The sequence below is a fragment of the Pelagerythrobacter marinus genome (assembly GCF_009827515.1).
GTDB classification, from domain to species: Bacteria; Pseudomonadota; Alphaproteobacteria; order Sphingomonadales; family Sphingomonadaceae; genus Pelagerythrobacter; species Pelagerythrobacter marinus.
The window spans coordinates 31,305-44,662 of the sequence record NZ_WTYO01000003.1 but is presented as its reverse complement, the minus strand read 5'-3'; the positions used below and the strand labels follow the sequence as shown (position 1 = coordinate 44,662).

The 13,358-nt window shown below is 58.3% G+C and carries 14 protein-coding genes; 5 read left to right on the top strand and 9 right to left on the bottom strand.

The genetic code is table 11. The features are described 5' to 3' along the window. Positions 1-6: 6 nt before the first annotated feature. The 4 genes from GRI72_RS07290 to GRI72_RS07275 form a co-directional block, all read right to left on the bottom strand. Positions 7-1,236, bottom strand: a complete 1,230-nt coding sequence (locus tag GRI72_RS07290) for a TolC family protein (protein ID WP_160733281.1) — start codon at positions 1,234-1,236, stop codon at positions 7-9. A 123-nt stretch (positions 1,237-1,359) separates the two neighbouring features. Then, positions 1,360-1,605 carry a hypothetical protein gene (locus GRI72_RS07285; protein ID WP_160733280.1) on the bottom strand — a complete coding sequence of 82 codons (246 nt, stop codon included), beginning with the start codon at positions 1,603-1,605 and terminating at the stop codon, positions 1,360-1,362. 288 nt (positions 1,606-1,893) lie between these two features. Continuing rightward, complete coding sequence (locus GRI72_RS07280) at positions 1,894-2,184, bottom strand: hypothetical protein (RefSeq protein ID WP_160733279.1); 291 nt, start codon at positions 2,182-2,184, stop codon at positions 1,894-1,896. 83 nt (positions 2,185-2,267) lie between these two features. Beyond that, entirely contained in the window at positions 2,268-2,534 is a 267-nt protein-coding gene (locus tag GRI72_RS07275) for a hypothetical protein (RefSeq protein ID WP_160733278.1), read from the bottom strand. A 139-nt stretch (positions 2,535-2,673) separates the two neighbouring features. On the opposite strand from GRI72_RS07275, the gene GRI72_RS07270 reads away from it, so the two are divergent. After that, positions 2,674-3,132, top strand: coding sequence for a Cu(I)-responsive transcriptional regulator (locus GRI72_RS07270; RefSeq protein ID WP_054527532.1), 459 nt, complete (start codon positions 2,674-2,676; stop codon positions 3,130-3,132). Positions 3,133-3,146: 14 nt separating this feature from the next. On the opposite strand, the gene GRI72_RS07265 is transcribed toward GRI72_RS07270, so the two are convergent. From GRI72_RS07265 to GRI72_RS07255, 4 genes are all read right to left on the bottom strand, one after another. Next, positions 3,147-3,593 carry a DUF411 domain-containing protein gene (locus GRI72_RS07265; protein WP_054527531.1) on the bottom strand — a complete coding sequence of 149 codons (447 nt, stop codon included), beginning with the start codon at positions 3,591-3,593 and terminating at the stop codon, positions 3,147-3,149. A 16-nt stretch (positions 3,594-3,609) separates the two neighbouring features. Further along, entirely contained in the window at positions 3,610-4,440 is an 831-nt protein-coding gene (locus tag GRI72_RS14565; protein ID WP_337191166.1) for a multicopper oxidase family protein, read from the bottom strand. Further along, the gene (locus GRI72_RS14560; RefSeq protein ID WP_202389006.1) at positions 4,424-5,080 is read right to left on the bottom strand and encodes a multicopper oxidase domain-containing protein; all 657 of its coding nucleotides are present in this window, start codon (positions 5,078-5,080) and stop codon (positions 4,424-4,426) included. Before GRI72_RS14560 ends, GRI72_RS14565 begins: the two co-directional genes overlap by 17 nt. A gap of 276 nt (positions 5,081-5,356) precedes the next feature. Further along, complete coding sequence (locus GRI72_RS07255) at positions 5,357-5,989, bottom strand: methyltransferase family protein (protein ID WP_160733277.1); 633 nt, start codon at positions 5,987-5,989, stop codon at positions 5,357-5,359. A gap of 441 nt (positions 5,990-6,430) precedes the next feature. Here GRI72_RS07255 and GRI72_RS07250 point away from each other — a divergent pair, with 441 nt between their 5' ends. From GRI72_RS07250 to GRI72_RS07235, 4 genes are all read left to right on the top strand, one after another. Next, entirely contained in the window at positions 6,431-6,874 is a 444-nt protein-coding gene (locus GRI72_RS07250) for a CBS domain-containing protein (protein WP_067463815.1), read from the top strand. A gap of 94 nt (positions 6,875-6,968) precedes the next feature. Continuing rightward, on the top strand, positions 6,969-9,533 hold the full coding sequence (locus tag GRI72_RS07245) for an NAD-dependent epimerase/dehydratase family protein (protein WP_160733276.1): 2,565 nt from the start codon (positions 6,969-6,971) through the stop codon (positions 9,531-9,533). Positions 9,534-9,668: 135 nt separating this feature from the next. Next, positions 9,669-10,331, top strand: a complete 663-nt coding sequence (locus GRI72_RS07240; RefSeq protein WP_160733275.1) for a peroxiredoxin — start codon at positions 9,669-9,671, stop codon at positions 10,329-10,331. 556 nt (positions 10,332-10,887) lie between these two features. Then, positions 10,888-11,289 (top strand): hypothetical protein, encoded by a 402-nt coding sequence (locus tag GRI72_RS07235; protein ID WP_153038138.1) that lies wholly within the window; start codon positions 10,888-10,890, stop codon positions 11,287-11,289. A 688-nt stretch (positions 11,290-11,977) separates the two neighbouring features. Here the strand turns inward: GRI72_RS07235 and GRI72_RS07230 are convergent. After that, a complete protein-coding gene (locus GRI72_RS07230) occupies positions 11,978-13,330 on the bottom strand; it encodes an MBL fold metallo-hydrolase (RefSeq protein ID WP_160733274.1) in 1,353 nt (450 codons plus the stop codon). Positions 13,331-13,358 lie beyond the last annotated feature (28 nt).

Genomic DNA, 13,358 nt, shown 5'->3' with positions numbered 1-13,358 from the left:
CGGCTCTCATAGATGGTGTTCCCTGTATGTCAGTCGTAGGTTGGCGGCAGCTTCGACAGTCGCTTCCTCGCGTTCGAGAATATCGATGCGAAGCAGCGCCAGCGCCTTGATGGCTTCGATCACGTCGAGCAGTTCCGCTCTGCCCGCCGCAAAGCTGGCTCGTTCGAGTTCGGCTCGGCTTTCGGCCAATGGAAGCAACTCCTCCGTCGCGCGCTGCCATTGTCGGAAGGCGCTGCGCCACGCGGCCAGATCAGCCTCGAATTGCGCCTCGAGCGCGCGCAGCTCGTCGAGCTGCGCCTCACGTGCCGCAGCCGCTTCCGACCGCGCCGCAGCAATGCGTGGCTCCTGCCTTTTCTTGCTGAACAGCGGCAAGGTGACCGTCCCCATAACCGAAAACAAATCACCATATTGGCGCTCCCTGACGCCGTAACTGACCCCGACGCTGAAATCCGGGCGCAAGTCCGACCGCGCGAGGTCGATTGCCGCGTCAGCCTGACGGACTTGAGCTGCCGCCAGAATAATCTCCGGGTTGTATTCCAGCGTAGCCCGCAGCCGCTCGGCTTGGATATCGACCGGTGGAATTTCGCCCGAAGCGACCGCATTCTCGGCGCCAATAAATCGGGCGAGACGAGCCTGCGCGGCTTCGCGCTCTGCCGCGATCCGCGTCCGCGCGTCTTCCACTTCAAGGACGGCTCGGCGGATCTCCAGACTTTCGCCAGGCCGTGCAGTACCCGCCGCAACCGAACTGCGCGCAAGGGGTATGAGGCGTTCGATCTCGTCTAGTGCTTCGCCAACGACCAAATCCGCGCGCTGGGCATAGGCAAGCGAGATCCACGCGCGTCCAGCGCCCAGTCGTGCCATGTGCCGCGCATGAGCCAGTTGGGCCGAAGCAAAATCGATATCCGCAGAAGCGATGCCCGCACGGGCACGCCGTTCGGCAAGGTTGGGAAAGTCCTGCTCGATCCCGATCTCGACCATGGTCATCATCGTGGGATCGAGAATGTCCGGCCCCGTCACCGGGAGGTTACGAATGCCGCCGCGCAATTGCGGATCGGGCAGTTCGTCAGCCGCCTCGGCGATCTCTCGCCGGGCGTCGAGCCGTAGTTCGCTGGTGCGAACCTGGGGCTGGCCGCTGACCGCAGCCTCTAGAGTTTCTTCATAGCCCACCGATTGGGCGTGACTCGCCGGCGCGATAGCCAGCAGGACCGGAAGCGCGGTCCAGCATATTCGTTTCATGACAGTAGGATTCCGCTAAAGGGCGCGGCGAGCGCGCGTTCGAGACAGTTCGCGCACATCCTTCGCGCGCGCAAAATGTCCAGCCATAGCCTGCAGAGCTATATCTGCATCAATTCCAGGTTTCTAGGCTTGCGGAGGGGGCGGTTCCGGCCCTGCGCCGGTGCCAGTCAACTCGAAGAAAGCGAGATCGGTAAACTGGCTAGCGACCGCCAGCGGCACCCTCACAACCGCGAGGTCTTGACTCATGACAAGCGGCGGAATGCAGCCAAGGGCAACCAGGCAATCGAGCCGCAGGTCGGCGCACGGCGATCTTTCAGCCTCGTCGTCGGTGGTGTCCATGACCATGTCGTTGCAATTGCGCTCGACCATGCTCGGCTCCTGGGGAAGCGCCGACGCATGAGCTGCCGTTTGAACAAAGAGTCCAACGCCAACCAAGATAAGGCCGAGAGCGCGCAGCATCCGCATCATCCCACAATACGGAAACGAGCCGTCACCGGCAAGCGCAGGTTTGCCGCCACCGCGCGGCGCCCCATCGTTCTATCCTGGCGGACTATCGTCATAGCGTTTGCATTGGCCTTATAACAGAAGGGTCCTGCCCCGCAGGTTCATGCGGGGCAGGTGGGGGGTGAAGCATTCGACAAAGATTGGCGCCCGGTTTCAACCTTCTTCGCCCTGCGACATCTGTTCCTGCTTTTTCTTCATCATTTCGTTGCAGTTACGCATCATTTCCATCATCTCGGCGCGCATCTCCGGATCGTTCATCATGGCCATCATGCCGGACATCTCCCTCATATCGCCTTGCATTCCGCCCCGCATTTCTGCGCGCTGCTGCTCCTGCGTGTTTTGGGCTCTGTCGGGACGGTGATCGACCTTGGGCTGCGCGACGGCCGTCGTTGCGAGGCCAACCGTCGCGAGCGCACCGAGTGCGGTAATTTTGAAGTTGTTCATGGGGTTTTCCTTTCATTTATCAAATAGCGCGCTGCACAAATCTTCAGGTCATCGTGCGAGCACACATGCGAATCGTATCGAAATCACGTCCCGGTAGATGTCCCGTCCTTGCGCATGCACACGGCGACCATTGCCAGGCAGGGCAGTACATAAAGAAACGGAAGAATCGCTGCGAAGCCCAACCACATCGAGCCAAGCGCCAGCGCGGCCAATGCCAGAACGACACCAAGGGCGAGCATCCACTTGCGCTGTCGGCCTTTACCGGCAGAACAGAGGCCTTCCGCATCGGTATTGGAGCGCGCGGAAGTGGCGGTGACCGGCACCAAGGCTCGGGACGACGGAATAGTCATGTCTTATCCTTCATCGAATCAACCAATGCACATTAAGTAGGGCTTCCCATCATTGGAAGGTCAAGACACTTTGTGGGGATTTTCTCGTCTTTCAGCCAGCCACCTTGCATTCCAATCATTGGAAGGTTAAAGCGCCCGCATGAAACATTCACACACGATTGGCGAGGCGGCTGCAACGAGCGGGGTTTCTGCCAAGATGATCCGACATTATGAAAAGATCGGTTTGATCGAGGCGGCGGACCGGACCGATGCCGGTTACCGCCTCTACACTCCGGCAGATATTCATACGCTCCGGTTTGTGCGGCGCGCTCGCAATCTGGGCTTTTCGGTCGACGATATTTCCGAACTGCTCGATTTATGGAAAAACGACACCCGCGCGAGCAAGGACGTTCGCCGAGTGGCGGATGGCCATCTTTCGGCCCTGCGGTCGAAGGCTGCCGAAATCCATTCTATGATAGACGCGCTCGAACATCTTTTCGAGAATTGTACGAATGACGAACGTCCCGACTGTCCCATCCTCAAGGACCTCGCTGACGATGCCAATCCGGCTCGTCCCAAGGACGTTGGTCACAAGTTTGGCTTCGAGCGCGTTTGCTAGGCTTCGGACGGTGCTCAGTATCGCGCAAAGACGCTCGTGGCACCATCCGCTCTTACCCCCGTAATCGTCCACGTGCCTGTCTTGGCACCGCCCATGCCCGGCGAACCTGCAGGCATGCCGGGAAGCGTGATGCCTGAAATCCGCGGACGTTCCTCCAGCAGGCGGTCAACGCTGTCGGCCGGCACATGTCCATCGACGAAGTAGCCGCCGATGAGCATCGTATGGCATCCCTCGAGCCCGGCGGGCACACCCTGGCGTTCCTTGATTAGGGCGAGGTCGTGGGTCGCGACCATCTTCACCTCATATCCGCTGGCTTCGAGATAGTCGCCGTAGCTTTCACAGCAACTACACTGAGGGTTCTTGAAGATCGTGGCAAACGGTCTTGCTTCCTGTGCCGCCGCGGCCGAGGGCAGCAGCGCGAGGGCCGAAAACGACATCAAGACCTTGGGTAACAAACGCATCAGTTTTTCCTTTCTTTCAGTTAACTTGAATGGTGGCCATCATTCCTGCGGCCTGGTGTTCGAGAATATGGCAATGGAACATCCAGTCGCCCGGGTTGTCCGCTACGAATGCGAGCTCGACGCGCTCTTCGGGCGCCATGAGCACGGTATCCTGCCACTCGCGATATTGTGTCGGCTGTCCATTGCGCGACAAGACACGGAAACTGTGGCCATGCAGATGGATCGGGTGCCACCACGCAGTCTCATTGGTCATGTCGAGGAGAAGCGTGGTCCCTCGCGCGGCGGAAATAATCGGATCGTGAACATGGCCGCTCGCCGAAACACCGTTGACGGTCCAGCCCATCATTCCTCCGGACATCATTCCCGAACCTCCCATCCGCTCCATCATCATGCCGGAGCCGGTTCGTTGTTCGTTCCTCGCGTCAGAGCCGCTGGCTGTTCGCCCCATCATGCCCATCATCCCGCCACCGAATATGATCCGGTGACGCTCGGCCGTTGCCAGTTCGGGTTCGGCGAGAGCGTTGGGCGGTAGCGGCGCGGGGTCGGGCAGGCGTCTTTCCCTGACCTCTTTGCCCTGACACTCGAATGTGGTGAGTTCGTATTCCAGTCCATCATAGAACACATCGCGCAGTGAATGCCGGGTCCCGGCGGGATAATCGAAATCGACGATCAGGTCCGCCCGCATTGCCGGCCCGAGAAGCAGGGGCGCGCTTAGGCGGTGAGGCTCGACGGGCTGGCCGTCGAGCGCGACGACCATTGGATCGAGGTCACCGAAATCGAGCCCGAAGATGCGGGCATTGGCAGCGTTCACGAGCCGCAGCCTGATCCGCTCATTCGGCCTCGCGATCAGTGGTGCCGCCGGCTTTCCGTTGATAGTGATCGTGTTGCCGATCCGGGCCTGCCATCATCGCGTCGTGCCGACTGCCGAACCCTCCACTTATTTGCCCCTGGTCATTGAGCCTCCAGTCGTCGAGCATCCAGACGAGGTCGCGATCGACCTGCGGCGGCTCTGCCTCTTCGATAATGAGCGGTCCGTAGAGGCCGCGACCGACCTGCTCGAAGCTGCGCTGATGGGGATGGTACCAGAAAGTGCCCGCATCCTCCGGCGTAAAGGCATATCTGAACCTTTCGCCGGGCTCCACGGGGGGCTGGGTGAGGTGGGGAACGCCATCCATCGCGTTGGGAACACGAACGCCGTGCCAATGGATGGTTGTCTCCTCATCCAGAGCGTTTTCCAGCAGGACCTCGAAGGCCTCTCCCTGCCCAACCCTGAGAGCAGGACCCGGTACCGAGCCATTGTAACCCCACACCGGTATTTGAAAGGCTTTGTCGATAAGTGGCGCGCTGGTCGTTCCGGCCTTGAGGACGCGGCGACCGGCGGGTGTGCTGGCACCCACCGGAGTTCTACCTCCGGCTCCCAGAACGGCGGCCAATCCACCGCCAATGGCCAGAGCACCGGAACCGGCGAGGACCGCGCGGCGCGTCAATCGTGATTCTTTTGATTGCATAGAAAGCATCTCCGCAGCGCCAGATTAAGGTTCGACCCACAATGTAGTCCTTCCCATCATGGGAAGGTCAAGGCGGCCCATTGGACATCAGCCGTTAAAAGCACGGAAGACACCGAAACTTCTCTGTATGAAGGACGCGCAGGCAGGTGCAGGACAATTATCCTCCACCCCGAAACTTCACGCGTACCGTCCGCCGGGTCCAGCGCCGTTTCTCTTGATATGGGTATTCAGAGTTGGCGCTCGGTCCAGGTCCTGTTAGCTTCTTGGCTGCTGCGATTTCTTGGCCAGCTCTTTCCAACGACGGGGGCGTGGCAGCAGCATTGGAACCTTGCGCATATAAGCGCGATACTCGTCGCCAAATTTACGGATCATGCCGCGTTCTTCCTTGCGCGCGAGAAGATAGTAGGCGAGCACGATGACCGGGAAGAGAACGACCGAAAAGATTGTCGGCCAATGAATGACGCCTTCTCCGAACAGGGCGAGAAACAACCCGGTATACTGCGGGTGCCGTACGAAACGATATAGTCCATCGGTGACAAGCCGTTCGTCGTGACGCGCCCTATAGACCGCGCGCCATCCGTGAATGAACATTCCCACGCCGATGAAGGCTAGCGAGTAGCCTATCAGCATCGAGACAAACATCCCGGTTTCGCCCAGACCCACGAGTGTAGACCACAGATTGGCGCTGACATATTCCCGATCAATCCCGAACGATCGTATGAGAAGGTATACGGTCAAAGGGAAGCCGAACATTTCAGCATAAAGAGCGATTATGAAGGCTTGGACGAGCCCTGCGCCAGTCCATTCCCGCCAGCCGGTTGGCGCGAAATACCGGTAAAAGATCCACGACACGATCACGATCATCACTGCGGCGATACCCCAGGCCATCGGTCATTCTCTCCTGTCTTCGATTCTAGTAAGCCTCGCCCGCCGTTCGCCAGATGGCCGTCTTACCGACTGATCAGTCGTCGCTACGAATTTGCGTTCGATGGAACGGGCAAGAGCAGGCAATCCGTGATCATCCGCCAACAAAGCTTCGAGGGTAATATGCGCCTTCTCATCGTTGGAAGGTCAAGCGCGGCTTTCATCGACCGCAAAAGAATAGCCTGCGGCGTGGCAACACCACTCCATTCCGGGGTTGATTATCTAATAGAAGAAAGAAGTTCGCCCGGCGCACAGCGTTCTAATCGGCTCAGACCACCCCTTGACCTTCCAACGATGGCAAACACTAGGTTTGCGACCTGATGATTCGACAGGAAATTCTTCTTGAGGCGCACGCCCGAAGATTTCTCGGTGTCGGACACAACGCCAAACATAATGGAGAGAGACTTGAAGATCAGCGAAATCATGACCAGCGATCCAGCTTGCTGCAAGAAAGATGAAAACCTTCAGGAGGCAGCAAAGCTGATGGTCGAACATGACTGCGGTGAAATCCCGGTCGTCGACGACGACGGCGGTCTTGTCGGTGTAATCACAGATCGCGACGTGTGCTGCCGCGCGGTTGCAGAGGGCATGCCGGCAGAAACGCGGATCGAAGAGGTTATGACCCGATCCGTCGTGAGTGTCACCCCCGATACCTCGCTCGAGGACTGCCTGACTTCGATGGAGAACAGCCAGGTACGCCGCGTACCGGTTATCGACGATGACGGAAAATGCTGCGGTATGGTGTCCCAGGCCGACATCGCCCGAACCGGTAGGGATGCGAAGACAGCCGAACTCGTTCAGGAAATCTCACGAGCGCGCGCGGACGAAAAGTCTTCGGGTTGCTGCTAAGCGACAGGAATTGGCAGCCGTCCCTTGAGGGGTGGCTGCCATCCGCTGCGTAACCAAGTGGAGATAACTCAAAAACGGCATCGAGGCTTTCTGAATGGACAAGCAAATCATTCTGATCACGGGCGCGAGCGGATTTATCGGTCGCGCGCTCACGAAGCGGCTCGGCCGCACCTATCGCGTGATCGGTCTCGACCGCTCTCCGGCGAAGGACGATCCCGATCTCGCCGCGTCCTATCGCATGGATCTCGGCGATGATGCGTCTGTTGCGACTGCTCTCGAACAGGTCAGGAGCGACTTTGGATCTGAAATTGCCGCTTGCATTCACCTCGCCGCGTATTTCGACATTACTGGTGAGTCCAATCCTCTCTACGAGAAGGTCAACGTCGAGGGTTCACGCCGCCTGATCACGGCGCTGCAGGCCTTCGACATCGAACAGTTCATCTATGCAAGCTCCATGCTTGTTCACGAGCCCAAACAGCTGCCCGACGAGCGTATCGACGAATCCAGTCCACTTGGACCGACCTGGCCTTACCCTCAATCGAAGGCCGATGCGGAACAGGTGCTGCGCGAGAACCGTGGCGAAATTCCGGTTGTATTCCTGCGATTCGCAGGGGTTTACGACGACGAGGGGCACTCCGCCTTTCTCGCCGAACAGATTGCCGGTGTCTATGAGCACCGTGTGTCGGCGCATCTGTATCCGGGGATGTTGTGCGCTGCGCAGTCGGCACTGCATCTTGACGATCTGACCAAGGCGGTCGAGCAGACTATCGCTCATCGCACTGACCTCGAGGGCGAGACGCCGATACTTGTCGGAGAGCCCGAAACGCTTGGATACGCCGAGATTCAGGACATGGTTCATTGCCAGATCCACGGCGAGGAATGGACGACAGTGCGCATTCCAAAAAGCGTGGCGAAACTGGGCACGTGGATCGAGGAAGAAGTCCTCGGTCATGACGGATTCGTCAAGCAATGGATGGTCGATGACGCTAACGCTCACTACATTCTCGATATCTCCCGCGCCCGGAAACTGCTGGGGTGGGAGCCAGAGCACTCGCTCCGCGAAACGCTTCCGACCATCATCGACGCGTTGCAAGCCGACCCGCAGGACTGGTACGAAACGAACAAGCTGAACACGTCCCGCGTGGCCTGGCATCCAAAGAGTTCGGATGCAGCGAAGACCGAACCGGCGCGACTACCATCGCATGACACCGACATGGCTCATGATGGGCACCAGATGGACGGCAACATGCACGACATGGACGGCCCCCAGCGCGGTACCCGTTGGACGCAGTTTGCTGTCATCGGGCTTGGCCTGTGGCTTGCTGCAAGTCCTGGTGTTTATGACGTCGTATCCGCCGATACTGCGCGTGCTTCGGTCGTAGCGGTCACTCTCGAGCGGGGTTTGCCGTCGATCGAATGGCGGGCCAATGCTCTTGCCCTAAGCGATATGCTGAGCGGGATCGCATTGATGATCTTCGGCGCGATGTCGCTTTCGAAGCGCACCGCCTGGTTGGGGCAGTGGGCGACGGCCTTTGTCGGCATCTGGCTGCTTTTCGCGCCCTTGTTCTTCTGGAGTCCGAGCGCGGCCCAATATCTGACCAATCTCCTGGTTGGTACATTGGCGATCGCATTCTCGGTGCTGGTGCCAATGATGCCCGGCATGAGCATGGAAGGGATGATGGACAAGAAGTCCATCCCGCCCGGGTGGACCTACAGTCCCTCGACCGATGCCCAGCGATTCCCGATCGTGGCGATGGGCATCATCGGCCTTCTGATATCGCGCATGCTTACCTCCTACCAGCTTGGCCATATCGATGTGGCGTGGGAGCCGTTTTTCTCCGGATCGCTTGGCGATCCCAAGAACGGCACCGAGGAAATCATCACGTCGGATGTATCCAAGGCCTGGCCGATCCCGGATGCAGGACTAGGAGCGGTCAGCTATGTGCTCGAGATCCTGATGGCGGTCATGGGAACCCGCACGCGCTGGCGCACGATGCCGTGGATGGTTACCTTCTTCGGCATTCTGGTCATTCCGCTCGGTGTGGTCAGTATCTATTTCGTGATCATTCAGCCGATAATGATCGGGACGTGGAGTACGCCGGCTCTGATTGCTGCGCTTGCGATGCTCATCATGATCCCGTTCTCGCTCGATGAAGTCATCGCCATGGGACAGTATCTCTACTGGTCGAAAAAGGAAGGCAAACCGCTTGTCCGCACCTTCTTCAAGGGCGGCGCAGTGTCGAACGGTGAAATCGACGATACCGACTATATGACCGACGCGCGTTCGATCTGGAACAACACGGTGCGCGGCGTGACATTCCCCTGGACCCTGGTGGCCAGCACGGCTTTGGGAGCCTGGCTGATGCTGACAAGGATCACGCTTGGCAGCGAGGGGGCGATGGCCAACAGCGATCACGTGGTGGGTGCTTTGGTGATTACGGTGGCAATCATCGCGACTGCGGAAGTCGCGCGCGCCCTGCGCTTCATCAACGCTGCGTTCGGTGCCTGGCTGGTCGCAGCGCCATTCATCCTTGCGGGGGCTTCGCCTGCCGGGACGGTGGCCTCGGTTGGGGTCGGACTGCTCTTGATCGGACTGAGTCTGCCTCGCGGTAAGCGAAGCGGTGAGCATTATGCGGGCTGGGACCGGTTTGTCGTATGACCGATTGACCCGAGCAAAGCGGCTCTGGCGTTCTTCCTTGAGGAACAGCGTCAAGCCGAGTTCGAACCCGCATTTTTCTCAGAGCATCGCTAGAAATGCGCCCTGAGTTCCCACAAGATAAGTAGGAGTAATTACATGACCCTTTCCATTGGCTCGACAGCCCCCAATTTCACAGCTCAGACCACACAAGGCAGCATTCATTTCCATGATTGGATGGGTGACAGCTGGGCAATCCTCTTTTCCCATCCCAAGGCATTTACACCGGTTTGCACGACCGAGCTTGGTTACATGGCCGGGCTTGGCGAGGAATTTGCCAAACGCGACACCAAGATTCTTGGCCTTTCGGTCGACAGCAGCCAGGATAATCGCGATTGGCTTCCCGATATCGAGGAGGTGAGCGGAAATAAGATCGACTATCCCGTGGTCGGCGACAGCGACCTACAGGTCGCCAAGCTTTATAATATGCTGCCGGCCGACGAAGCGGGTAATGCGGAGGGGCGAACCGCAGCCGATAACGCCACCGTCCGCGCTGTCTATATCATCGGGCCAGACAAGAAAATTCGCGCCATGCTGCTTTATCCGATGAGCAGCGGGCGGAATTTCGATGAAGTGCTCCGGCTGCTGGACTCGGTGCAACTCACCGAACGCAAGGGTGTAGCGACACCGGTTAATTGGCAGAAGGGTGATGATGTGATCATTCCGCCTTCCTTGTCGGACGAAGATGCGAAAGCCAAATATCCCGATGGCTGGGACGAAAAGAAACCGTATTTGCGTGTGATTCAAGAACCAATCGACTAATTGCGCGAGCAGGTTGCCAGCAATTGCATGTCGGCGTGAATATAGCATGCTCATGCTAGGATTTGAGCGCGTCGCCACACCTGCGAGTGGATCTATCTGTTCGATATATAGATTGGCAAGAAGCGTAAGCGATTAGGTGTACGGTAAAACCAAATCCGGTCCCGATCGGTTTTCTCCTCGTTAATCGAATGGCGGCCCCACCTCCCCCTGAACCCTGCGGATCGCAGGTGTCCCGGGGCCGTTCAGGAACCCCGCGCTTCACCCAACCCTGGCGCGGGGTTCCGTCTTTCAGGTACAATAGCTGTTGAGCGCAGCTATGTTGGTCAAAGGACTGCGGCGTCCGCCGAGCTTGGACACTTCAGCTGCGTGACGGGGTTGAGGAGCTGTCAGAAATTTTGACGCAATTGACCTCGACCTTCATTTGGTGGAGGGCTATGCCATATCCGCGAAATACAATGAACCCTCGCGTGGGAAGCCTCTGTTCGGAAGAGTACTATGGCAGACCTATTTGAAGACTTCATATGGGTAAGGGCCGTCCGTGGTTGCTAGTCGCTTGATGGCCAAACCGACTCATGCTGTCGAACCACTACCTTTGCACGACGGCAAGACGAGCGTTGTTAGCATCATAAGCAGTTCGGCTGCTGTTTTGGCAGCTTGCTCTTGCTGCATTCTACCGATGGTGCTGGTTGCCGCCGGGCTGAGTGCGAGCCTGAGCAGTGTTTTGGCACCTCTGGGTTCGCTCCATTGGCCAATGACCGCATTTTCGATGATTGCGGTGGCGGCTAGTTGGCTCATTGTTCTGCGCAAGTATCGGCACAAGAGTCATTGCCACTCCCAGGTCGCAGTTAGATGGCTCAAGAACCGTCAGATAATTATGCTCCTGGTTGCAACCGTGATGAGCTTCATCGCGGCCGCCTGGGGTTATTTCGAGCCAACTCTCATGAAAGCATTTATGTAATCCGAGGTTCTGAGAGAACGACACTCGGATTGGCTCCTTTTACTGCGATAGCGAAACTTTGCGGGGGCCTATAAAGCGCCACCGGACAATGAGGGTTCAGACGATCTTCTGCGCGCAACGTCCTACAGACAAATGCGCCTTGGCAATGTTCGAGGGGAAGCATTTTCGGAATCGAGCGAAAAAAAAGCGGTCTTAATTGCGACAGGTTCAAAAAAGCTCCCCAATCCCGAAGGACTCCAATTCGATTATCATCCCGATGTGGTTCTGATGATAGCCTCCCGGTTCGATCAAATGATTGGGAATGCGGATAGCGCGCAATAGCCCGCACATGGCTCCGCGGTGGCCAAGGCAATCCAACCTATCCCTGCGGTGATTTCCCGCCGAGCTCGTGCAGTCGCTCGACAGCGTCTTCAGAGCAATTTCCGCATTTCAGATTGGTAGGCACGGCCACGTCGATTTTTTCAAGGTAGGGCAGGTCCAGCACGGCCCTGATCTGCTGAAATTCGAAAAAGTGAGACATCGCCATTCAAGCGGGGGTTGCGTTTGCCTGCCTGTATGATCGTCGAGACGCGCCCCCCTGCACAATCAAGCGCAGGATAGACCAGCGTGTCTTCCGGTAGGCCAAACAGCTTTCGCGGACGGCCCTGAAGGGATCGCGGGTTGGCCATTTTCGAGGTTTTCCAGCTTTTTAGCCCTGCGCGTTTGTCCATGCGCCCATGGAGCCCAGATAGACGTCGAGGTGTTTGAAGCCTTGGCTTGCGAGCCAGCCCGCTGCTACGCTCGCCCTCATGCCGCTGGCGCACATCAAAGTGTAATGAAGGTCGCGATCGAGCTCTTTCCAGCGGGTGTTGAGCTCGCCGACATAGACATGTTCGGATTCATCGATGCTGCCTTGCTGCCGTTCGTCAAGGGCGCGCACGTCGAGCAAGGTCCAATCTTCGCTGTCCTCAGCGAGCCTGCGTGCGACTTCCTCGGTGTCGATCATGGCAATACTTTGCATCGCTTTGCCCTGTGCGGCGGCTGGGATCACGCCGACATAACCGCCGACAATATTATCGAGACCAATGCGCACCAAATGCGCCATAGCTTGAGCGAGCTCGTCTTCTTCGGAAGCGATTAGGGCTATCGTGTCGCCTTCGCTGATGAACCACCCGGCAAAGGCGGGTATCATTCCCACTGGAAGGCACACGGCACCCTGCATATGACCGGCGGCATAGGCGAGCGGCTCGCGTACATCGACCAGGTGATCGGCGCCGCTCTCGCCGAGGTCTTCCAGCCCCAGAAGCCTTGGCCGCATGACTCGCGGCGCGGCATTGGCGCCTTCGAGATTGAGCCGCTCCATTAGCCGAAAATAAGGTGGCTGGTAATGATGCTCTTCTACCTTCGCCTTGATGAACTCGTCGCGGTCAGCAATGCGCAGCCGCGGGTTGTTGCGCCGCTCATGGCCGATTGTCGAGAATTCCCGGTCTGCCATTTCGGACCCGCAAACTGATCCGGCACCGTGCGCCGGGTATATGATTGTCTGGTCACCCAGAGCGCAAATCTTTTGCAATGAATCGTACAGGAGGCCCGCGACCTCCCGCGCGCGCTCGGGATAGAAATCGGTTCGGCCGACGTCGCCCACGAAGAGCGCATCGCCGGTGAACACGCCGACCGGTCCTTCGGGATAATCGTCGTCGTGAAAGACGAAGGCGAGATGATCGTCGGTGTGACCGGGGGTTTCGAGCACTTCGACCCTGATCTTACCGATCTCGAAAACATCGCCCTCTCGCGCGGTGTCGGCGAACACAACCTCATCCGCAGGGTTTGGACCGTGCAGAACCCGGGCGCCGGTCATTTTGGCCAGTACCGGCGATCCCGTGATGAGATCCTCATTCCTGTGCGTTTCGAAGATATGCGTGATCTCCAGCCCTTCGGCGCGGGCTCGCTCGAGATATATCTCGCAGTCGCGGCGCGGATCGATGACCGCTGCCTTGCCCTGCGAACCGATCAGATAGGAAAGGTGCGAAAGGCCGGGGGTCTTTATCTTCTCAAGCAGCATATCTTACCTCGTTGTTGGAATGTTTCCG